The organism is Rhizobium sp. NRK18 (assembly GCF_024385575.1).
In the GTDB taxonomy this organism is placed as follows: Bacteria; Pseudomonadota; Alphaproteobacteria; order Rhizobiales; family Rhizobiaceae; genus JANFMV01.
The window spans coordinates 3,560,642-3,583,095 of the sequence record NZ_JANFMV010000001.1; the positions used below are offsets into that span (position 1 = coordinate 3,560,642).

The 22,454-nt window shown below is 64.5% G+C and carries 16 protein-coding genes; 2 read left to right on the forward strand and 14 right to left on the reverse strand.

Going from position 1 to position 22,454, the window contains the following annotated elements:
- Positions 1 to 4 precede the first annotated feature (4 nt).
- From tsaB to mutS, 8 genes are all read right to left on the reverse strand, one after another.
- Positions 5 to 664, reverse strand: coding sequence for a tRNA (adenosine(37)-N6)-threonylcarbamoyltransferase complex dimerization subunit type 1 TsaB (tsaB, locus tag NN662_RS16895; protein ID WP_261931387.1), 660 nt, complete (start codon positions 662 to 664; stop codon positions 5 to 7).
- A gap of 25 nt (positions 665 to 689) precedes the next feature.
- The gene (locus NN662_RS16900; protein WP_261931388.1) at positions 690 to 1,250 is read right to left on the reverse strand and encodes a NifU family protein; all 561 of its coding nucleotides are present in this window, start codon (positions 1,248 to 1,250) and stop codon (positions 690 to 692) included.
- A gap of 174 nt (positions 1,251 to 1,424) precedes the next feature.
- Complete coding sequence (locus tag NN662_RS16905) at positions 1,425 to 1,916, reverse strand: universal stress protein (protein WP_261931389.1); 492 nt, start codon at positions 1,914 to 1,916, stop codon at positions 1,425 to 1,427.
- Between the two features lie 93 nt (positions 1,917 to 2,009).
- On the reverse strand, positions 2,010 to 3,071 hold the full coding sequence (trpS, locus tag NN662_RS16910; RefSeq protein ID WP_261931390.1) for a tryptophan--tRNA ligase: 1,062 nt from the start codon (positions 3,069 to 3,071) through the stop codon (positions 2,010 to 2,012).
- A gap of 164 nt (positions 3,072 to 3,235) precedes the next feature.
- Positions 3,236 to 3,628, reverse strand: coding sequence for a VOC family protein (locus tag NN662_RS16915; RefSeq protein ID WP_261931391.1), 393 nt, complete (start codon positions 3,626 to 3,628; stop codon positions 3,236 to 3,238).
- Complete coding sequence (murJ, locus tag NN662_RS16920; protein WP_261931392.1) at positions 3,625 to 5,226, reverse strand: murein biosynthesis integral membrane protein MurJ; 1,602 nt, start codon at positions 5,224 to 5,226, stop codon at positions 3,625 to 3,627. The genes NN662_RS16915 and murJ overlap by 4 nt, the downstream gene beginning before the upstream one ends.
- A 13-nt stretch (positions 5,227 to 5,239) precedes the next feature.
- Positions 5,240 to 8,077, reverse strand: coding sequence for a [protein-PII] uridylyltransferase (locus tag NN662_RS16925; RefSeq protein WP_261932005.1), 2,838 nt, complete (start codon positions 8,075 to 8,077; stop codon positions 5,240 to 5,242).
- 112 nt (positions 8,078 to 8,189) lie between these two features.
- Entirely contained in the window at positions 8,190 to 10,841 is a 2,652-nt protein-coding gene (gene mutS / locus NN662_RS16930; protein WP_261932006.1) for a DNA mismatch repair protein MutS, read from the reverse strand.
- Between the two features lie 212 nt (positions 10,842 to 11,053).
- Here mutS and NN662_RS16935 point away from each other — a divergent pair, with 212 nt between their 5' ends.
- Positions 11,054 to 13,339 carry an NADP-dependent malic enzyme gene (locus tag NN662_RS16935; RefSeq protein ID WP_261931393.1) on the forward strand — a complete coding sequence of 762 codons (2,286 nt, stop codon included), beginning with the start codon at positions 11,054 to 11,056 and terminating at the stop codon, positions 13,337 to 13,339.
- 184 nt (positions 13,340 to 13,523) lie between these two features.
- The gene (locus NN662_RS16940; RefSeq protein ID WP_261931394.1) at positions 13,524 to 14,537 is read left to right on the forward strand and encodes a glutathione S-transferase family protein; all 1,014 of its coding nucleotides are present in this window, start codon (positions 13,524 to 13,526) and stop codon (positions 14,535 to 14,537) included.
- A 9-nt stretch (positions 14,538 to 14,546) separates the two neighbouring features.
- Here NN662_RS16940 and NN662_RS16945 read toward each other — a convergent pair whose 3' ends face one another.
- The 6 genes from NN662_RS16945 to NN662_RS16970 all read right to left on the reverse strand — a co-directional run bounded on the left by NN662_RS16945 (position 14,547) and on the right by NN662_RS16970 (position 22,402).
- A complete protein-coding gene (locus NN662_RS16945; RefSeq protein WP_261931395.1) occupies positions 14,547 to 15,425 on the reverse strand; it encodes a GNAT family N-acetyltransferase in 879 nt (292 codons plus the stop codon).
- Positions 15,426 to 15,515: 90 nt separating this feature from the next.
- Positions 15,516 to 17,831 (reverse strand): ATP-binding protein, encoded by a 2,316-nt coding sequence (locus NN662_RS16950; protein WP_261931396.1) that lies wholly within the window; start codon positions 17,829 to 17,831, stop codon positions 15,516 to 15,518.
- Between the two features lie 54 nt (positions 17,832 to 17,885).
- Positions 17,886 to 18,377 carry a signal peptidase II gene (gene lspA, locus NN662_RS16955; RefSeq protein ID WP_261931397.1) on the reverse strand — a complete coding sequence of 164 codons (492 nt, stop codon included), beginning with the start codon at positions 18,375 to 18,377 and terminating at the stop codon, positions 17,886 to 17,888.
- Positions 18,374 to 19,231, reverse strand: a complete 858-nt coding sequence (locus NN662_RS16960) for a TrmH family RNA methyltransferase (protein WP_261931398.1) — start codon at positions 19,229 to 19,231, stop codon at positions 18,374 to 18,376. Before NN662_RS16960 ends, lspA begins: the two co-directional genes overlap by 4 nt.
- A complete protein-coding gene (locus tag NN662_RS16965; protein WP_261931399.1) occupies positions 19,228 to 20,361 on the reverse strand; it encodes a class I SAM-dependent rRNA methyltransferase in 1,134 nt (377 codons plus the stop codon). Before NN662_RS16965 ends, NN662_RS16960 begins: the two co-directional genes overlap by 4 nt.
- 112 nt (positions 20,362 to 20,473) lie before the next feature.
- On the reverse strand, positions 20,474 to 22,402 hold the full coding sequence (locus tag NN662_RS16970) for a hypothetical protein (protein WP_261931400.1): 1,929 nt from the start codon (positions 22,400 to 22,402) through the stop codon (positions 20,474 to 20,476).
- Between the last annotated feature and the right edge of the window lie 52 nt (positions 22,403 to 22,454).

The following is a 22,454-nucleotide window of genomic DNA, read 5'->3' on the forward strand; positions in this document are numbered from 1 at the left end:
TCGTTCATTTCCGTGCGAGAGCAAATCCGCTTTGCGGCTTGGCATCCGGGCCTCTCAGATAGAGCGGCTTCGGTCGCACCATACTGGCGTCTTCGGCTGATGCCAGCCTTGCCAGTGTCCTGATCGGGTAATGATCCACGTCCGCTTCCCTCCCCTCGCCGGCAATGAGCGCTGCACCGGATCCGACGATCCTGCCGTCAAACGCCGCTGCGGCCGATCTTGCGTCCTCCACGCTCACGACCACTGCCTGATCTGATGCTACGCCCCGAGAGTTAAAAGCCTGCAAATAGATTTCGCCGCGCTTGGCGTCGATCGCCGCCATTACGGGCTTGCCGCCGTTTGCCTCGACATCCGCTGCGGCGAGAACCGCCAGCGTGGAGATGCCGACGGCGGGAACGCCGAGCGCCAGCGCGAAGCCGCGGGCCGCGGCGACGCCGACACGAATGCCGGTAAACGAGCCGGGACCGATGGTCACGGCAATCCGCCCGACATCGTCGAGCGTCAACCCGGCCTTTTCAACGCATGTGTCGACGAACGACATCAGGCGCTCGGCATGGCCGCGCCCGATCGTCTCGCTCACTTCGGCAAGAATTTCATCCGTGTCGCTGTCGTAAAGCGCGGCGGAGCAATCGACCCCCGCCGTATCCAGTGCCAGGACGATCATCGCCGTCCGCCGTTTGTCTTCACGGTCAGACGGCCTCGACTTCCTGCACTTCCGGCACGAAGTGACGGAGCAGGTTCTGGACGCCGTGCTTCAGCGTCGCGGTCGAGGACGGGCAACCCGAGCAGGCGCCCTTCATGTTCAGATAGACCTTGCCGTCGCGGAAGCCGCGGAAGGTGATGTCGCCGCCATCCTGGGCAACCGCCGGGCGCACGCGGGTCTCGAGCAACTCCTTGATGGTCGCGACAATCGTTTCGTCGCCCTTCTCGAAGAATTCGCCGTCCAGATCGGCATCATCCTGCGCGGCACTGCCCATGACCGGCGCGCCGGTCATGAAATGCTCCATGATCGCGCCGAGGATCGCCGGCTTCAGGTGCTGCCATTCCTGGTCCTGCTTGGTGACCGTGATGAAGTCGTAGCCGAAGAAGACGCCGGTCACGCCCGGCACCGCGAAGATGCGCGAGGCGAGCGGCGAGGCTTCCGCTTCCGTCGCGGAGCGGAATTCCGCCGTTCCGGTTTCCAGCACCACCTTGCCAGGCAGGAACTTCAGGGTCGCCGGGTTCGGCGTGGCTTCGGTCTGAATGAACATCGTATCTCTCCGCGTGCCGGAAGTCGCACCGGCATTCTTTAGAATCTTTCAAAAGAAAATAGGCCGAATGTCATGCCAGTTCAAGGACGGAGTCGGCGCTCGCGCGGCTTATAGCACGAAAACATGATCGCACCATGCAGGATTTCCGGAACAGATTTCCACGCCGCCCCACGATCAGCAGAGCGCGTCGATTTCCTCGTCGGTCAGCGTGTCCGGCAGGACCGTGACCGGGATCGGGAAGGTGGCGCTGCGGCCGGCGATCGAGGCGACCAGCGGGCCCGGGCCTTCCTTGGCGGAGCTTGCAGCCAGAACGAGGATGGCGATGTCGCGGTCGTCCTCGATCAGCCTGTTGATCTCCTCGGTGGCGCTGCCTTCGCGGATGACGATTTCCGGTTCGATGCCGATCGACTCGCGCACCTTCTGCGCCGCCTTGGCGACGATCGATTCCGCTTCCTCGCGCGCTTCGGCGCGCATGATCTCCTCGACCCCCAGCCATTGCTGGAAGTCGCCTTCCGGAATGACGAAGAGCAGGACGAGACCGCCGGTGGAGTTCTTCGCCCGGCGCCCCGCATAATGCACGGCGCGTTCACATTCGGGCGTATTGTCGATCACCGCCATGAATTTGCGGCGGTGACCCTCAAGCCGTGAAAGACGTTTTGATACCATGGCGCGGACTTTGCCACCGCGCCCCCCGCTTCGCAAGCCCCCTCCCCGACACGGGTGGGAAGGCCTCGAAGCGACAGGTGCGAGGCACTCAGATCACAGGAAGCCGACGATGTCGCGGACTTCCTTCATGGTGACTTCGGCGCGGGCATTGGCGCGTTCGCCGCCGTCCTTGAGGATGGCGTCGATATGCGCGGTGTCGTCCATCAGGCGGCGCATTTCACCGGTGATCGGCGACAGCACCTCGACGGCGAGGTCGGCCAGCGCCGGCTTGAAGGCCGAGAACTGCTGACCGCCGAAGTCGGCAAGAACGTCGGCCTTCGACTTGTCGGAGAGCGCAGCGTAGATGCCGACGAGGTTGTCGGCTTCCGGGCGTCCGGCAAGACCCGCCGTCTCGCTCGGCAGGCCGTCGGCATCGGTCTTGGCCTTGCGGACCTTCTTGGCGATCGTCTCGGCATCGTCCATCAGGTTGATGCGCGAGAGATCGGACGCGTCCGACTTCGACATCTTCTTGGTGCCGTCGCGCAGGCTCATGACGCGCGGCGCCGGGCCATCGATCAGCGGCTCGACCATCGGGAAATAGGCATGCACCGGCTCGTCGCCGACCTTGATGTCGATGCCCTTGCCGATAGCGCGGATCTTTGCCGCAAAATCGAGGTTGAACTTCTGGGCGATGTCGCGGGTCAGTTCCAGATGCTGCTTCTGGTCGTCGCCGACCGGCACATGGGTGGCGCGGTAAAGGAGGATGTCGGCGGCCATCAGCGACGGATAGGCATAAAGGCCGAGCGAGGCCTTCTCGGCGTCCTTGCCGGCCTTGTCCTTGAACTGGGTCATGCGGTTCATCCAGCCGATGCGGGCGACGCAATTGAAGATCCAGGCGAGCTCGGCATGACCGGATACGGCCGACTGGTTGAAGACGATGTGCTTCGTCGGGTCGATGCCCGAAGCGATGAAGGCTGCGGCGATCGAGCGGGTCTGCTCCTTGAGATCCTCGTGCACGAGCTGCGCTGTCAGCGCATGCATGTCGACGACGCAATAGATGCAGTCGTTGGTTGCCTGCAGGGCGACGAACTTGCGGATGGCGCCGAGATAATTGCCGAGATGGAGATTGCCGGTGGGCTGGACGCCGGAAAAGACGAGCGGCTGGAACTGGTTCATGTACGTCCTCGAAAGAGCTGGTGGAGGGCCTCGATTATCGTCATGCCGTGACCGCAAGATGTCGCCTGCGATGGGCTCGACATGCCGTAGGACAAAGGTTCCCATGGTTGATGCTGCTGGCGCGGGCTTATGCACAGATGAAAGCCGGCAATCAAGGGGATCGCCTAACTTTCCTTCGGCTCGATCAGATCCCAGCGGTTGCCGTAGATGTCCTCGAACACCGCGACGCTGCCATAGGCCTCGTGACGCGGCTCATCGAGGAAGCGCACACCGCGCTCGCACATGCGCCGGTGATCGGCGGCGAAGTCTTCGGTTTGCAGGAAAAAGCCGACCCTGCCGCCGGCCTGGTTGCCAACCGCCATGCGCTGGCGCTCGTCGACGGCTTCGGCCAGAAGCATCGCCGCACCGTCGGCGCCGGGCCGGATGACGACCCAGCGCTTGCCGTCCGGTAGGCGGGTATCCTCGACCCGTTCGAAGCCCAGGACGTTACAGTAATAAGCCAGCGCCTCGTCATACTTGCGCACGACCAGCGTGATCAGTCCGAGCTTGCGCTTCATGGCTGGATATCTCCATCCATCTTGTCCGCCACCGCCGGCTTGCCGCGTCCGCGCTTCAGGCTGCGGCGGATCATGCCGATATCCGCGCCGCCGATGGCGAAGACGATGACGAGATAAAGGAAGAATGCTGCGGCGATCAGCGGTAGCAGGACGGCGGCCTGTTCCAGCGACGTCGCGCTCGACGACAGGCTGGCGGAGAAATAGTTGGCGCCATAGCGCGCGGCGGCGGCCATGATCACCGAGGCGATCATCATGCGGATGACCCGCGAGACGAGCGAGCGTTCGATCGTCAGATGCCCACGCTTGCGCAGGGTGTAGAACAACAAGACGACAGTCAGCCAGCCGGCCAGCGTCTCGGCCAGCGCGATGCCGCGCTCAGCCAGGATCGGGAACAGGCTGACGGAGAGCACCGTGTTGAAGACCATCGACATCATCGTGAAGCGCATCGGCGTCTTCGTATCCTCGCGGGCGAAGAAGCCCGGGGTGAGGGCCTTGTTGAGGACGAAGCCCGGCAGGCCGAAACCGAAGAGGGTCAGGACCGCCGCCACCGTCGCGGTTGCCTCCGGCCGGAAGGCGCCGCGCTCGTAGACGAGGCGGATGATGTCCGGCGCCAGCGCGAAGATGCCGGCCGCGGCCGGCAGGGTCAGGAACAGCGCGAACTCGATCGACCGGTTCTGCAGGTTGTCCGCTTCCGCCCTGTGGCCACCCTTCAGCGCCCGCGCCAGTTCCGGCAGCAAGACGACGCCAACGGCGACACCGACGACGCCGAGCGGCAGCTGGTAGATCCGGTCGGCATATTGCAGCGAGGCGATCGCGCCCTCTTTCAGCGAGGCGATCGCCTGGCCGATGATCAGGTTGATCTGCTGGATGCCACCGGTGACGGCAGCCGGGAAGGCTAATAGCAGCAGCCGCTTCACGCCCGGCGTCAGGTGCGGACGGCGAAAGCCGATGGACATGCCGGCAAAGCGGACGCCGACATAAAGGACCAGGATCTGCAGCAGGCCAGCGACCAGCACCGCCCAGGCGAGATAGTAGGCGATCGTGATGGCGTCGGAATCCATCCACAGGCCATAGACCAGCGCGCCGATCATGGCGATGTTGAAGAAGATCGGCGCAATCGCGGCGGCAAAATAGTGGTGCAGGGAATTGAGCATGCCCGACAGCATCGCCGTCAGCGACATGCAGGCGAGATAGGGGAACATGATGACGGCAAGCCGCACCGTCACGTCATACTTGTCGCCGGAAAAGCCGGGCGCGATGATCGTGCGCATCAGCAGCGGCATGGCGAGTTCCATGACGATCGTCAGCCCGAGCAGCACCGTGAACAGCACGCCGAAGACCTCTTCGGAGAAGCGCTTGGCACCCTCCATGCCGCCCGCCTCGATCTCCTTGGCGAAGAGCGGCACGAAGGCGGCATTGAACGCGCCTTCGGCAAACAGCCGTCGAAACAGGTTCGGGAACTTGAAGGCGGCCATGAAGGCTTCCGCCATCGGCCCCGTGCCGAGGGCTGCCGCCATCAGCATTTCGCGGCCGAAGCCCATCAGCCGGCTGCCGAGCGTGCCGCCGCCGACGGTGACGAATTTCTTGACGAGGCTCATCGCGCGGCCGGGCTCACGAGGCGCGCACCTTCGCCTTGGGGGCGACGGAGACGGTCGGCTGGTGCGCCGGCGCGATGATGCCGTTCGGCATCTTGTCGCGCAGGTCGTCCTGCTGGCCGGCGAGGACCGCCTTCAGCCGGGCGACGATGTTCGACTGCCGGTTGTCGCTGGTGATCTTGGCGCCGACGAGATCGGTCACGTAGAAGCTGTCGATGATCTTTTCCCCGAAGGTAGTGATGCGGGCCGAGTGGATATCGAGCGACAGGTCCGACAGCACGGCGGCGATATCGGCCAGAAGACCGGTGCGGTCCAGGCACTCCACCTCGATGACGGTGAACTTGTTCGACAGACCGTTTGAAACAGTGACGTGCGGCGGAATTGTGAAGGCCTTCGGCCGCCTGCGGCTCTTGGCCTTGCTGGCGATCACTTCCGGCAGATGCTTCTTGCCGGAAAGCACGCTTTCGATCAGCGCGCTGATCGCGGCGGCGCGGCGAAGCTCGTCCTCGTCATTGGTGAATTCGCGGTTGATGACGATGGTGTCGAGCGCGCGCCCGTCGGAGGTGGTGAAGATGTGCGCGTCGGCGATGTTGGCCCCGGCCGCCGCACAGGCGCCGGCGATGATCGTCAGCAGGCGCGGATGGTCGGGCGCCAGGACGGTGATTTCCGTGATCGCGTGGAAGGAGTGGGTGCGCACCATGGTGGCGAGCACCTTGTTGGCCTTGCCGGCGTCGCGGATGAAGTTCGCGTGGCGGATCTGGTCTTCGAGCGTCACCGACAGAAGATAGGGCTGGTAGTGGAGCTTGACGTAGGCCTTGCGCTCCTTCTCGCTCCAGCCTTCCAGCGCGCCCTGCAGCTTGTTGGCGGCGTGCGCGGCGCGCTCCTTGCGGGAGACTTCCGAGAAACCGCCGGCGATCAGCAGTTCGGTTTCGTAATAGAGCGTGCGGATGAGCTGGCCCTTCCAGCCGTTCCAGACGCCCGGCCCAACGGCGCGGATGTCGCAGACGGTCAGGATCATCAGCAGCTTGAGACGCTCCAGCGACTGCACCTTGTCGGCAAAGTCGACGATCGTCTTGCGGTCGCCGAGGTCGCGGGTCTGGGCGGTCATCGACATGACCAGATGCTCGTCGATCAGCCAGGCGACGAGCTCGGTCTGCTTCGGCGTCAGCCCGAGCCTCGGGCAGAGCTTGCGCGCGACCTTGGCGCCGGCGATCGAGTGATCCTCCTTGCGGCCCTTGGCGATGTCGTGCAGTAGGACGGCGGTATAGAGAACGGTGCGGTCCTCGATGCTGCCGATCACCTTGGTGGCGAGCGGATGGGCATCCTTCTCCAGCCCGCGCTCGATGCGCGACAGCGCGTCGACGGTGCGCAGCAGGTGCTCGTCGACGGTATAGTGATGATACATGTTGAACTGCATCATCGAGACGATCTTGCCGAAATCTGGAATGAACTTGCCGAGCACACCGGCCTCGTTCATGCGCCGCAGGATCAGCGCCGGATCCTTGCGGGAGGTCAGGATCGACAGGAACAGGCGGTTGGCCTCCTCGTCCTCGCGCAGCTTGTTGTCGATCAGCTTCAGCGAACGGGTGACGCCCTTCAGCGCGTCCGGATGCAGCTCGAGGCCCTGGACATCGGCCATGTGGAACAGGCGGATGATGTTGACCGGATCGCGTTTCAAGACCTCGGGGTCGGCAAGACCGATGCGGCCGCGTTCCTGGACGAAGTCGAGCGTGCCGGGGATCTTGCGGGCGCGCTTGGTAAACCGCGTGAAGGCGCCCGTCAGGCCGGGAATGGACTTCGCCTGCTCGTCCTCCAGCGCGGCGCAGAAGATCCGCGTCAGGTCGCCGACATCCTTGGCGACGAGGAAATAGTGCTTCATGAAGCGCTCGACGGCGGAAAGGCCGGGGCGCGGCTGGTAGTCGAGGTTTTCGGCGATCTCACGCTGCAGGTCGAAGGACAGGCGTTCCTCTTCCTTGCCGGTGAGGAAGTGCAGGTGGCAGCGCACCGCCCAGAGGAAATCCTCCGACTTGTTGAACAGCTTCAATTCGGCGCGCGACAGCACGCCGAGCTTGACGAGGTCCTGCGTGTCGCGGACGTGGTAGTAGTATTTCGAGATCCAGTAGAGCGTGTGCAGGTCGCGAAGCCCGCCCTTGCCTTCCTTGACGTTCGGCTCGACCAGATAGCGCGTATCGCCGCTCTTGGAATGGCGGGCATCGCGCTCGGCAAGCTTGGCGGCGATGAATTCGGGACCGGTGTCGTGGGCGACCTCGTTTTCGAAGCGGCTTTCCAGTTCGCTCACCAGCACCGGCGCGCCGCATAGATAGCGCACTTCAAGCACCGCCGTGCGGATCGTCATGTCGCTCTTCGACAGCGAGATGCACTCGTTGATCGTGCGCGTCGCGTGGCCGACGGTGAAGCCCATGTCCCAGAGGATGTAGAGGATGTATTCGACGACCTGCTTCATCCACGGCTTCTGGCTGGACGGGAAGAGGAACAGGAGGTCGATGTCGGAGCCGGGCGCCAGCGTGCCGCGACCGTAGCCGCCGACCGCACAGACCGCCATCGCATCCTTCTTCTCGTCATGCACATGGGTGAGCACGAAATCGTAGAGGATCGAGATCAGGTTGTCCTGCAGCCAGGAGATGCGCCTGGCGCAGGCAAGCCCGCCGCCATCCTCGAACAGGAGTTCGCGCGCCTTTTCACGACCGGCCTGGCTCGCCTTGCGCAGTTCGGCGAGCAGCGCCATGCGCATCGCGCCGGCATCGGACTTGTGCGTCGCGGCGATCTTGTCGCAGGCCGCCCTCAGGGCGTCCACGTCGAGAATATTGCAAAGTTCGCTGTCGTTCCTGGCCATGGTTTGCCGGTCTTCGTTCTTCGTTTCGCTTCTGACCAGCCCGTCGCCGGAATGTCTCGCCTGCATTGACCCTCGAACTCCCTGTCGCGCATCCGCGGCGCGACTATAGGTATCAAGGATTTCCAAGTCGTTTCTTCAAGGCGTAGAGCGCATCGAGCGCGTCACGCGGTGTCATATCGTCCGGATTGATCGCCTTCAAGGCCTCCTCGACCGCAGATGTCTTCGCTTTCGCCGTTTCATCGCGGCGCACGGCCACCTGGAAGAGCGGCAGATCATCGATCAGCTGGTGCGCCGGGTTCTTGCGGTCGGCGTCCTCCAGCATGGTCAGAACCTCGCGGGCCCGCGAGACGACGGCGGCCGGCAGGCCGGCCAGGCGGGCGACCTGGATGCCGTAGGAGCGGTCGGCAGCCCCCGGTCCCACTTCGTGCAGGAAGATCACGTCGCCGTCCCATTCCTTGACCCGCATCGTCGCATTCGACAGCCGTCCGAGCTTTTCCGAGAGCACCGTCAGCTCGTGGAAATGCGTGGCGAACAGGCCGCGGCAGCGATTGACCTCGTGCAGATGCTCGACCGCCGCCCAGGCGATGGAGAGACCATCGAAAGTCGCCGTGCCGCGGCCGATCTCGTCGAGGATGACCAGCGAGCGGTCGGTCGCCTGGTTGAGGATCGCCGCCGTCTCGACCATCTCGACCATGAAGGTGGAGCGGCCGCGGGCCAGATCGTCGGAAGCGCCGACGCGCGAGAACAGCCGGTCGACAACGCCGATCGAGGCGGAACCGGCCGGCACGAAGGAGCCCATCTGCGCCATGATGGCGATCAGCGCGTTCTGGCGCAGGAAGGTCGACTTACCGCCCATGTTGGGGCCGGTCAGCAGCCAGATCGCGCCGAATTCGCCATCGCCCTCCGGTGACAGGTCGCAATTGTTGGCGACGAAGGGATGCTCGGACTGGCGGCGCAGCGCCTGCTCGACGACCGGATGGCGGCCGGCGACGATGGCGAATTCCTTCGAGCCGTCGACATGCGGCCGGCAATAGCCCTGCTCCTCGGCGAGCACGGCGAGCGCGGCGGCGACGTCGAGCACCGAAAGCGCCCGGGCGCCGGCCTTGATCGCCTCTGCCTCGGAAACGACGGCGGCCTTCATCGCCTCGAAGGCTTCGAGCTCGATCTCCAGCGCCCGCCCGGCGGCGTTCGCAATGCGGCTTTCGAGATCGGACAGCTCCGTCGTCGTGAAGCGCATGGCGCTCGCCATGGTCTGGCGGTGGATGAAGCGGCCCTTCGCCTCGTCGGTGCCGGTCATCGTGCCGGAATTGCCGGCGGTGACCTCGATGAAATAGCCAAGCACGTTATTGTGCTTGATCTTCAGCGACTTGATGCCGGTCTCCTCGGCATATTGCAGCTGCAGGCCGGCGATCACCCGACGGCTCTCGTCGCGGAGCGCCCGGACCTCGTCGAGTTCGGCATTGGCGCCGGGCCGCAGGAAGCCGCCGTCGCGCTTCAGGAGCGGCAATTCGTCGGCAAGCCGCGCGCCGAGCATGGCCTCGAGCGCTTCCGGCAGCGCCTTCAACCCCTCGAGCGCCGCCGACAGTTCTTCCGTCAGCGGCAGATCGGCTGTGAGTCTCATCGCAATGGAACGAGCGGCCTCGATCCCCTGGCGCACCGCCCCGAGATCGCGTGGACCGCCGCGGTCGAGCGCCAGCCGGGAGAGCGCACGCGGCATGTCCGGCACATGCTTCAGCGCCATGCGGATATCGTCCGTCAGCGCCTGCCGGCCAAGCAGGTATGAGATCGAATCGAGCCGGCGGTTGATCGCGTCCGGATCGGTCAGCGGCGACATCAGCCGTTCGGCGATCATGCGAGCTCCACCGCCGGTGACGGTGCGATCGATGGCTTTCAAAAGCGAGCCGTTGCGGTCGCCCGACAGCGTCTTGGCAAGCTCCAGATTGGCGCGGGTCGCCGGATCGATGAACAGCGTCGAGGCTGCGGCTTCCCGTTCCGGAATGCCGAGCGCCGGCCGTTCGGAGATCTGCGTCTTCTCGACATAGGCGATGGCGGCAGCAGCGGCGGCCATTTCGGCGCGCGAGAAACCGCCGAAGCCGTCCAGCGTCCTGACGCCGAAATAGCGGGCGATGCGTCCCTCGGCCGTGGCGCTGTCGAACAGCACCGGCGGCTGCGGCACCGCAACCTTGCCGAGCACATCGAACACCGAGCGGAGTTCAGGATCGTGAAACAGCGTGTCGGGCAGGATCAACTCGCGCGGATCGATGCGCAAGATGTCGGCAAGCAGCCGCGCGGCATCGGTTTCGGCCAGCCGGAAGACGCCGGTCGAAATGTCGATCCAGGCGAGCGCCATCTCGCCGCCGGCACCGCGAATGCGGGTAAGCGCCATCAGATAGTTCGATTCCGATGGCGACAGCAATTTTTCTTCCGTCAGCGTGCCGGGCGTGACGAGGCGCACGACATCGCGGCGCACGACGGATTTCGAACCGCGCTTCTTTGCCTCGGCCGGATCTTCAACCTGCTCACAGACGGCGACGCGAAAACCCCTGGCGATCAGCTTCTGCAGATAGTCGTCGGCGGCATGGACCGGCACGCCGCACATGGGGATATCGACGCCCATGTGCTGGCCGCGCTTGGTCAGCGTGATGCCGAGCGCGCGCGAGGCCTCTTCCGCATCCTGGAAGAACAGCTCGTAGAAATCGCCCATGCGATAGAACAGCAGCGAGTCCGGATTGTTCGCCTTGATCTCGATATACTGTTCCATCATCGGCGTCGCCGATGCGCGGCTTTCGTCGGAGACGAGAACTTCGGCCGACAACTTCTCAACTTCAGATATGCGGATGCCCGTCACGTTGTTCGCTTCAAAACCGGATTTGCGTTCTTGCGGGAAAAGTGGAGTGACATTAGCTTTGCCGGAAACGGGAACACAATAACAAACCGCCCTCACCCGGTGGCTGCCCACAACAAGCTGGAGGAAACATGCCCGCAACCGACAAGGCCAATCGTCCGATGTCCTCGATCACCGAGCAGGAGGCGCTCGATTTCCATTCGCACGGCCGGCCCGGCAAGCTGGAGATCACTCCGACGAAGGCGATGGCCACGCAGCGCGACCTGTCGCTCGCCTATTCGCCGGGCGTCGCCGTGCCGGTGAAGGCGATCGCGGAGAATCCGGCAACCGCCTACGACTACACGACGCGCGGCAACATGGTGGCGGTCATCACCAACGGCACGGCCATCCTCGGCCTCGGCAATCTCGGCGCGCTCGCCTCCAAGCCGGTGATGGAAGGCAAGTCGGTGCTCTTCAAGCGCTTCGCCGACGTCGATTCCATCGACCTCGAGGTCGATACCGAAAACCCGGATGAATTCATCAACTGCGTGCGCTTCCTCGGCCCGTCCTTCGGCGGCATCAATCTGGAAGACATCAAGGCGCCGGAATGCTTCATCATCGAGCAGCGCCTTCGAGAAGTCATGGACATCCCCGTCTTCCACGACGACCAGCACGGCACCGCCATCATCGCCGCCGCGGGCCTGATCAACGCGATCGAGCTGACCGGACGCGACTTCAAGACCACCAAGCTCGTCTGCAACGGCGCGGGTGCCGCGGCGATCGCCTGCGTCGAGCTCATCAAGTCGATGGGCTTCAATCCGGCCAACATCATCCTCTGCGACACCAAGGGCGTGATCTACCAAGGCCGCGAGGAAGGCATGAACCAGTGGAAGTCGGCGCATGCCGTCAAGACCGACCGGCGCACGCTGGCGGAAGCCATGGAAGGGGCCGACGTGGTGTTCGGCCTGTCGCAGAAGGGCGCGTTCTCCGCGGACATGATCCGCTCCATGGCGCCGCGGCCGATCATCTTCGCGATGGCCAACCCGGACCCGGAAATCACGCCGGAAGAGGTTGCCCGCATCCGCGACGACGCGATCATGGCGACGGGTCGCTCGGACTACCCCAACCAGGTCAACAACGTGCTGGGCTTCCCCTATATCTTCCGCGGCGCGCTCGATGTCAGGGCCTCGACGATCAATGACCAGATGAAGATCGCCGCCGCCCAGGCGCTCGCCGAGCTTGCCCGCGAGGACGTTCCGGACGATGTCGCCGCCGCCTACCAGGGCAGCCGGCCGCGTTTCGGCTCGCAATACATCATCCCGGTTCCCTTCGACCCGCGCCTGATTTCGACCATCCCGGTCGCGGTCGCCAAGGCGGCGATGGAAACGGGCGTCGCCGGCCGCGAGATCACCGATCTCGAAGCCTATGCGCAGGAACTGTCGGCGCGGCGCAATCCGATCGCCTCGACGCTGCAGTCGCTCTACGAGCGGGTCAAGCGTCGCCCGAAGCGGGTCGTCTTCGCCGAGGGCGAGGAAGAACAGGTCATGCGCGCCGCCGTCTCCTACGCCAACCAGGAGCTCGGCACCGCCATCCTGCTCGGCCGCGAGGAACAGATGCGCGAGACGGCGGAAAAGGCCGGCATCGAGCTCAACCGGTCTGGCATCGAGATCGTCAATGCCCGGCTCTCTGACCGGGTCGAGGCCTATACCGAATATCTATACCAGCGCCTGCAGCGCCAGGGCTTCCTGCACCGCGACTGCCAGCGGCTGATCAATACCGACCGCAACCACTTCGCCTCCTGCATGGTGGCGCTCGGCGATGCCGACGCGGTCGTCACCGGTACGACGCGAAACTACTACACCGCGTTCGAAGATGTCCGCCGCTGCATCGATCCGAAGCCCGGCCACCGGGTGATCGGCGTCAGCGTCGCCGTCTGCCGCGGCCGAACCGTGTTCGTCGCCGACACCGCGGTGCACGACATGCCGACTTCGGAAGAGCTTGCCGACATCGCCATCGAGGCCGCCAACATGGCGCGCCGCATGGGCTACACCCCGCGTGTCGCCTTCCTCGCCTATTCGACCTTCGGCCATCCGACCGGCGAACGCGCCGAACGGGTGCGCGAGGCGGTCAAGCTTCTCGACAAGCGCCGCGTCGATTTCGAGTATGACGGGGAAATGGCCGCCGACGTGGCGCTCAATCCGCGCATCCAGGAGCAGTATCCGTTCTGCCGCCTGTCCGGCACGGCCAACGTCTTGATCATGCCGGCGTTCCACTCGGCGTCAATCTCGACCAAGATGCTGCAGGAACTCGGCGGCTCGACCGTCATCGGCCCGATCCTCACCGGTCTCGACAAGTCGGTGCAGATCACCTCGATGGGCGCCAAGGATTCCGACATCGTCAACATGGCGGCGATCGCGGCCTATACGTCTGGAACGTAAGACACGCGCTGCTGATCCGGAATGCGAAGGGGAGGCCCAACGCCTCCCCTTTCCTTTTGGAAATGCCGCCTCGGCCCTCCCCGGCGCAGACGGTAAACGCTCTGTCGAACAATCAGCGGGCTGTCAGCACGCCTGCGAAGGTCTATATTCGGATCATCATACGAGACCGAAGGATGAAGCGACCATGCCGCAGCTGATCGATGGCAAGTGGGTAAACGACGACGTTGCCGCCAATGAAATGAAAAACGGCAGCTTCCACCGCGAGCCGACGAAGTTCCGCAACTGGATCACCGCCGACGGTGCCTCCGGTCCGGATGGACAGCTCGGTCTCGTCGCCGAGCCGGGCCGCTACCAGTTGTTCGTTTCCTATCTCTGCCCCTGGGCATCGCGCACGCTGATGATGCGCAGCCTGAAAGGCCTGAAGGACGTCATCCGTCTCTCCGTCGCCGAGCCGCGCATCGGCGACAATGGCTGGGAATTCACCGAGCCGCAGGACGCCGGGCCGACGCTGAAGCCGATCCGCTTTCTCCACGAGCTCTATACGGCCAGCGACATGCACTATTCCGGCAAGGTGTCGGTTCCCGTCCTCTGGGACCGCAAGAACGGTGTCATCGTCAACAACGAGTCCGCCGACATCATCCGCATCCTCAACACGGCCTTCAACGGGATCACCGGTAACAGCCACGACTTCTATCCCGAGCCGCTCCGTGCAGAGATCGATCGCTGGAACGCGCTGATCTACGATACGCTGAACAACGGCGTCTACCGCGCCGGCTTCGCGAAGACGCAGGCCGCCTATGAAGCCGCGGTCACCGATGTCTTCTCGACGCTCGACACGCTGGAAGCGCATCTCGGCAAGAACCGATATGTCGCCGGCAAGTGGCTGACGGAGGCCGATATCCGGCTCTTCGTCACGCTGGTCCGTTTCGACGCCGCCTATCACGGCGCCTTCAAGTGCAACATCCGCCGGCTGTCCGACTACCCGGCGCTTTCCGGCTATGTGCGAGAAATCTTCCAATGGCCCGGCATCGCCGAGACGGTCCGCATCGATCACATCAAGGCTGGCTATTACGGCATCCGCCATATCAATCCGACCGGCATCGTGCCGCTCGGACCGGACCAGTCCTTCGACGGTCCGCATGGACGCCACGCGCTATCCGGCAACGGCATCTGGCGGCCGACGTCGAAGGCCGCGTAACGTGTTGCCTTAGCTGGCGAAACGGCCGGCGTCGGCACCGTAATAATTGATGTAGCGATCCGAGATCGAGGAGATCGGCAGGACGATCAGCACGTCGGTGGTGTTGAACGCCTTGTCGACGACCGCGCCGGAGCCGGTCATGGCGCCGAGGCGCAGATAACCCTTGATCAGCGGCGGCAGAGCCATCATGGCGCGGCGGGCATTGATCGCTTCCGCCGGCATCAGGTCCATGTCGCGCTTGAGATGCGGCAGGGCCTCGACATGCCATTCGCCCGTGGCGCTGACATTGTTGTGCAGGAAGGACAGCGCCAGCGCGTGGGCCTCCGGATAGACGCCCGGGAACGAGGCGCAGCCGAACATGGCGTCGACGCCGTAGCGCAGCGCATAGGCCCAGTTGCCCTGCCAGAGAAGCTCGACGGTACGCTTGGTGCGGTAGGCCGGCAGCACACAGGAGCGGCCGAGCTCCATGAAGCGCTTGCCCGGATGGCGGGCGATCAGGGAATCGACATCGAATTCGGACGCAGAGTAGAAGCCGCCATGGGCTTCGGCGACTTCCTGTCGCATCAGCCGGTAGGTGCCGACGATCTGGTCTTCGGTATCGCCTTCGAGCGAGCGGTCGAGCACCAGCAGATGGTCGCAGATGAGGTCGAAGGCATCGAAGTCGCGCTTGCGGCGTTCCGCCTCGGGATCGAGCTTCGCCCGCATCTCCTCGACGAAGACCCGGTAACGCACGGCCTGGGCGGCATCGATTTCGGACGCCGTGCGTGCGAGCCGCGTTTCGAGACTGCCGATCCGTCCAAGCAGCTTTGCATCCGAGCCGGGACGGACGATGGAGGCCCGTTCTGCAACGAGATCAAGACCAGGTCGGTCGGCAATATTTGTGGTCATTGCGAATCGCCTTGTGTTCGCCTGAAAAGTTCGAGCGCGCTTAAAACATGGATGTACTACAGGAGCATGACATCCCTGTGAAGCGACGGCTCAGGCTTTGCGGGCGGCAGGCTTGGCCTTGGAGAGCGCCGTGATCTCGGCGAGCAGGCCCGCCGGGTCGAGCGGCTTGGTCAGCACGCGGTTGGCGCCGGCAATCAGCGCCTGGCGGTGAATGTCGTCGCGCTTGTCGCCGGTGAGCACGATGATCGGCATCAGTTCGGAGCCGAGGCTCATCTCCCGCTCGCGGATCTTCGGCAGGATGTCGAGCCCGTGTCCGCCGGGCATGTGGAGATCGGTGACGATGATGTCCGGGCGATCGGCAGGCTCACCGCAGAGCACGGTCATCATGGCCTCGAAATCGCCGCAGACCTCGACCGTATGACCGGATTTCTCGAGCACGGCACGCACCAGCATGACATTGACGGGATCGTCCTCGCCGAGCAGCACTTTCAGGCCGCTGCCCGCCGGCGCAGACAGCTTCGGCAGGTTGAACTCGTATTTGCGGGCATTGTCGTTGATCGCCTCGCGCCGCTCCACGCCGCGCATGCGGCCGAGCAGAACATCGATCAGCGACTGTTCGCGCAGCGGCCGGATCAGCCAGGCGTCGAAGGCGCCGAAGCCGGCGGCATTGCGCTCTTCCGGATTGACGAGCAGGATCCGGCGCGGCGACTGACTGTTGTCGTGTAGGTGCTGCGGCATGCGTTCGTTGAAGGCGTCTGCCAGCCGGTTGTCGACGATGATGTCGGTGAAGGCGCGGCCGCCGCTGATGATCTCCATGGCGGCATCGATGCCGGCGACGTTGGAACAGGTTCCGCCGAGCGTCGTGATGGTCGCGGCCAGCGCACTTTCGGCAGGCCCCTTCGGCGCGATGATCAGAACGCTGGTCTCCGCCAGCGCCTGACGGCGAGCCTCCACCACGTCGTCATGTTCTTCGGAGCGGATCGGGAACAGGATGCGGAAGGTCGATCCCTTGCCCTTGATGCTGGCGACCTTTAGATCGCCCCCGAAGGCTTTCATGATGCGCAGCGATATCGCCAGGCCGAGGCCGGATCCGGCGCTCTTTTCCTCACTGTTGCCGGCCTGTTCGAATTCGCCGAACACGCGTCGTTCTTCGTCATCGGTCATGCCCGGACCGGTATCGATCACCGAAATCACCGCCATGTCGTCTTCGCGCGTCGCGCGGATCTGGACGCCGCCCTTGACGGTGAACTTCACCGCATTGCCGATGACATTGAAGAGAACCTGCTTCAGCCGGGCCTCGTCGCATTCGAGGATGGCCGGAACGTCGGCCGCGATCGAGGTGGCGATCTCGATGCCCTTGTCATGGGCGCGGTGCGACAGCATTTCGGAAACGCCTTCGACCAGCTTGCGCAGCGCCACCGGCTTCTGCCTGAGTTCGAAACGGCCGGCCTCCATGGCGGAGAAATCGAGGAGGTCCTCGACGAGCTTGACCAGCGCATCGCCGGACTGGCGGATGCCCTCGAGATAATTGCGCTGCGCCGGCGTCAGCGGCGCCTCCTCGAGAAGCTGGCTCATGCCGATGATGCCGGACAGGGGCGTGCGGATTTCATGGCTGACGGTCGCCAGCAGCCGCGACTTGGCGGCGTTCGACTGTTCGGCCTTCTGCCGCGCCTCTTCCTGGGCGCGCACCAGCCGGCGCTCGTCGGTGACGTCGCGGCCGACGCTGCTGATGATCAGCTGGCCGTTGGCTGGATCGCGCACGGTGATGTCGTGCCAGATGAAGATCCGCTTGCCGGCCGGACCGTTGATCTCGACCTCGAAACGGTTCGGCACCGTCGAAGGATTGAAGATCAGGCCAAGTTCGCGGCAGGTCTTGCCCTCGGGCTCATCGCAATCGGTCAGGCGGCGGAAGGTCTGGTTGGCGTCGATGATGCGCCGGTCGGAATCGCGGCTCAGCGCGATGTCGCCGAGGTCGTCATGGATCGCGGCCAAACGGACGCTGCGTTCGGCATCCGCCCAGGAACGGTCGTGATCGGCCTCCTCGACGAGCCGCGAGAGCTCGTCCGTCGACGGCGCGGCCTTGGCCCTGCCAAAGTCGGCGGGTGCCAGCGCCAGCTGGATGATGATGAAGACGATGCCGGCGGTCATGATGCCGAGCACCATCCACGCTGCCGGACCGCCCGCGGCGCTGAACAGCAGCGCAACCGCCGCCAGGCCGCCGCCGCCAAGCCAGATCCGCAGCAGCAGACGCGCCATGTTGCCGCCGGTCTCCGTCGAAACCGGCTTCGGATCGTTTTTCACGGCAGGCCTCACGCCCGCGTCAGCCGAAGCCTTCTCCGCTTCGGATGATGGCGAGCCGGTTGCAGGTTTCATATCGGTCTTCAGGTTGCGCGCAATTTCACTCATGCAACCTTGCTAACATACACTTGTTCAGAATCGTTTTTTCAAAACACTAAATTTTTAGGGTCTTTTCGGTTTTGAGCCGAGAAACTCGTCGATCACGACAAGCACTGCGCCGATGGTGATGAAACTGTCGGCGAGATTGAAAACGGCAAACGACCACGTCGACGTGTGGAACAGCACATAGTCGATCACATGGCCGTAGAGAAAGCGGTCGAGGAGATTGCCCAGCGCGCCGGCGATGATCATCGCAAAGCCGACATGGGCGAAATGCCGGTCCGCACTGGTGCGCCGCCAGAGCCATATGACGAAGGCGACGATGGCGAGCCGCATGCCGACGATGAACCAGCCTTCCATGCCGGACAGCATGGAGAAGGCAACGCCGAGATTGTAGGTGCGGTAGAGCGCCAGCATCGGCATGACCGGCACAGCCTGCTGAAACGGCAGATAATGGTCGACGGCGATCTTCACCGCCTGATCTGCGGCGACAGCCAGCACGATGAACAGGAGGATCGCGACGGGATTGCGCAGGAAACCGGATGCCTGCGTCATGCGCCGCCATCCAGCGTCAGAAGGTGGCGGCGGGCCTCGAACAGCATGACGGCGGTGGCGACGGCCAGATTGAGGCTGTCGGCCCTGCCCTGCTGCGGAATGCGGGCCAGCGCGTCGGCCTCGCCCGCCAGATCGTCCGGCAGGCCGGACTGCTCGTTGCCCATCAGGAGGACGACGGGCTTCTTGCGGTAATCGATGGTCCTGTAGTCGACCGCACCGGCAAGGTGCGTGGCGACCACGCTGACGCCGGCCGTCTTCTTCCAGGCGATGAACTCGTCCACGGTGGCGCGGATCAGCGGCATGGCGAAGACCGAACCCATGGTGGCGCGGACGGTTTCCATCGAGAAGGGATCGGTCGTCTCCCCGACGAGGATCACGCCCGAGGCGCCGGAGGCGTCGGCCGTGCGGATGATGGTGCCGAGATTGCCGGGATCGCGCACCCGGTCGAGCGCAACCCAGGTCTCGTCGGCCTTCGGCTTGACCTTGGCAAGCGGCAGCCAGCGCTGTTCGAACACGCCGGCGACCATCTGCGGATTGTCGCGCCGGGTGATCGAGGACATGACCTTTTCCGAGACTTCGAGCACCAGCCCGCCGGTCGCCACCGTCTTTGCCGCCACCTGCTCGACCGCCGGCTTGCCCTTGGCGGCCTTGGCATAGGCGAGCGTGCGGATGGTCCAGCCGAGTTCGATCGCGTCGATGATGAGCTTCAGGCCTTCGGCGAGAAAGGTCTTCGTCGCGTCGCGCTCCTTCTTCTGAGCGAGCGCCTTGATGTCCTTGACGATCGGATTGGAAAGGCTGGTGACTTCCTTGACCTGGCCGACGCGGCGGCGGTCTTGATCGTGGTTCATGGTCATTTCGGCACCCAGCGGCTGAAGAGTGAGGTCGAAAGGGCGCGGCCCTGCGATTTGCCGTCGAGGCCAGCCTCGCGGATGACGAGCTCGCCCGATTCCACCACGCCGCCCCTGCCCCGCATGGTTTCGCGCATCAGCTCGTGCATGGAATAGAAGCTCGCCCGGATGGAATAGGCCGTCAGCACCAGCCCGATCGCCTTCGGCGCCAGGATTTCCCGGCAGCCGGCCAGCATGTGCGGCAGATGGTCGAACAGGTGCCAGACCTCGCCCGACGGGCCGCGGCCGAATTTCGGCGGATCGGTCAGGATGATGTCGTAGCGATTGCCGCGCCGGCCCTCGCGCTCGACGAATTTCATCGCGTCCTCGCAGATCCAGCGGATCGGCAGGCGGTCCATGCGCGAAAGCGTCTGGTTTTCGCGCGCCCAGCCGATCGCCTTCTTTGAGGCGTCGACATGGGTGACCTCTGCCCCGGCCGACGCGGCGACCAGCGACGCCACGCCGGTATAGCCGAACAGGTTCAAGACCTTGACCGGACGATTGGCGGCCTCGATCGCGTCCTTCATCCACGACCAGTGGGCGATCTGCTCGGGAAAGACGCCGACATGGCGGAATGAGGTGAAGCGGCCGAGGAAATCGACGTCCAGCACCTTCAAGGGCCAGGTCTCGCCAAGCGCCTCCCGCGGAAAGCGCCAGCGCCCCATGCCATCCTCGTCGGTATCGCCGGTGAAGATGGCGTCGGCATTGTCCCAGACGTGCGCGGGCAGTGCCGGCGGCCACAGCGCCTGCGCTTCCGGCCGCACGATGCGATACGGACCATACTGTTCCAGCTTCAGCCCGTAGCCGCTGTCGATCAGATGAAAGTCGCCGGAAGCCACGCTCTCGAGGATAACCGGCACGCGCTCGGGAGGACGCTCGCCCGTCAGCAGCGGCAGACGCTCGACGGTCGCCTGTTCCTTTGGCTCGGGACGGGCGCTCTCGGTGGCTTGCGCCTTAGCGGCCTGCGACCTGGCCGTCTGCGGCCGGTCCGCAGCGCGTTCGCGTTTCGGTTTCGGCGGTTTGCCGCCGGGGTTCTTCGTGCCGGCACCCTTGGCGAAGGGCTTGCCACCGTCGGTCCTGCGCTGCCTGTTCTTCACGTCACCTGTCTCTCCGGGCCACCCGGCCCGCGGCTATTGCTTTCGTTCCGTCAATATAGGGAAGCCGTTCATAAGGGAAGGCGGAAGAGGTTTCCAGCGCCAGCAACCGCCTTCAGACGAGAAACACACCATCGCGCGGCGGCAGGGCGGCGATATCGATGTGCTCCGGCGCCAGCCCGGCGCGGGCCCGCTCGATCATCATCTCATAGGCACGCTCCAGATGACGGGTGAAGCGCTCGGTATCGAAGAGAGGCGCGCGAACCCGGTTTGCCGCAAGCCGTGCGCGGATTTCCGCCAGGCGCTCCGGGTCGCCGGCAAGCGCAACCGCCAGATCCGGAAACCCGGCCGGGTCTTCGGCCACCAGATCCGGCAGGCCGATGGCCTTCAGCAGGCTTTCGGAGACGCGCGAGGCAAAACTCCTCCCCTTGAACGTCACCAGCGGCGTGCCGGCCCACAAAATGTCGGACGTCGTGGTATGGCCGTTATAAGGGTGTGTATCCAGCGCGATGTCGACGGCGGCGATCCGCGACAGGTAGCGATCATAGGCTTCGCCCGAGAAGAAGAACAAGCGTTCGGCCGCCACGCCGCGGCTTGCAAACGCCGCCGTCAGGTTGTCGCGCGGCAGGCACTCCCGGCAGAGAAGGCAGAAGACGGAGCCGGGAACGCGGCGCAGGACGTCGGCCCAAAGCTCCAGCGTCGTCATGGTGATCTTGCCCGGCGAATTGAACGACCCGAAGACGAGCCTGTCGACGGGCAGTCCGAGATCGTCGCGCGTCAGAGCCAGCGGCTTCGGGCGGTTGCGGCTGCCATTTGCCTGATAGGTCTCGGGAAGACGGCACAGCTTCTCGGTATAGAACGGCTTGCTGGTGTCCGGCGTGACGATCGGATCGGTGACGGCGTAATCGACATCCATGCCGGTCAATGATCCGGGATAGCCGAGATAGGTCGCCTTCACCGGCGCATCGGAGCGGTTGAGGATGCCGAGCCTTGCGCCGGTGGTGAAGCCCTTCAGGTCGACGAGAATGTCGATGTCGTGCGCGGCAATGCAGGCTGCGGCTTGCGCGTCCGTCATCGCCCGCACCGGCACCACTGCATCGCGCAGTGAGGCCGGCCAGCGCCTCTGGTAATCCGCAGCGGCTTCGTCGGTGTAGCAGAACAGCGTGATCTCGAACCGCTCGCGGTCATGCGCCTGCATGACCTCCTCGAACAGGATCATCGTCGCATGCCAGTGAAAGTCGTTCGACAGATAGCCGATCCGGATCTTTTCGTCGGTCTTCGAAGGCGGACGCCTCCGCACAGGGATGTCCTGTGGATCGACGCGGTGCAGGCCCAGCGTATCGTAGGAGGGAAGCGCGTGGACGGCCTCGTCGTCGCTGCGCAACAGCCGCGACCAGGCCAGTTCGTTGCGAGAGAGCGCCTCCGCCGCCAGGCCGCCCCGGCCCTGAAGCACATCGAATTCCGCAGTCGCGTCGAGGTCCGCAACATTGATCGCCCGCGCATAGCGGAGGCTGGTCAACGGCAGGCTCTGCGGTCGCGTCCGGCAGGCCTCGACAAGGAACAGATAGAAGCGGTCGGCGTCGCCGATCGCCGTCTCGAACTCGGCAAGCAGGGCGAAGTGCTGGGGATTGGCAAGATCGAGATCGGCGATGAAGCTTTCGGCCTCGGAGAGTGCGCCGGCAAGCTTGCAGGCCATGGCAAGCCGGTAAAGGAAGGCCGGGTCACCACGATGAGAGCGAGCGACATCCGCCGCGATGGCGGCGATCCGGGCATGCAGCCCCTCGCCCCAGAACAGGTCGACGGCGAACTTTTGGAAGAGCGCCCGCTTGTCGGCGATCGCGGCCGCGGCGCTGACGAAGGCCTCGGCGGCCTCGACCTTGCGCCCAAGCTTCAGATTGCTGTTGGCGAGTATCACCAGCAAGTTCTGCCGCGTCGGTCCGTCGGCACGCGCAAGGCCAGAATCAGCGGCCTCAACCGCGTCTGCAAAGCGGCCGGCCTGATAGGCGGTCAGCGCCTTCGCCAGGGCGGGAGAAGCCTGTTTCATCGCGTCTTTCGATCCGGGCGTCGCATCATTGTCCTTCACCTAGTTAATGGCC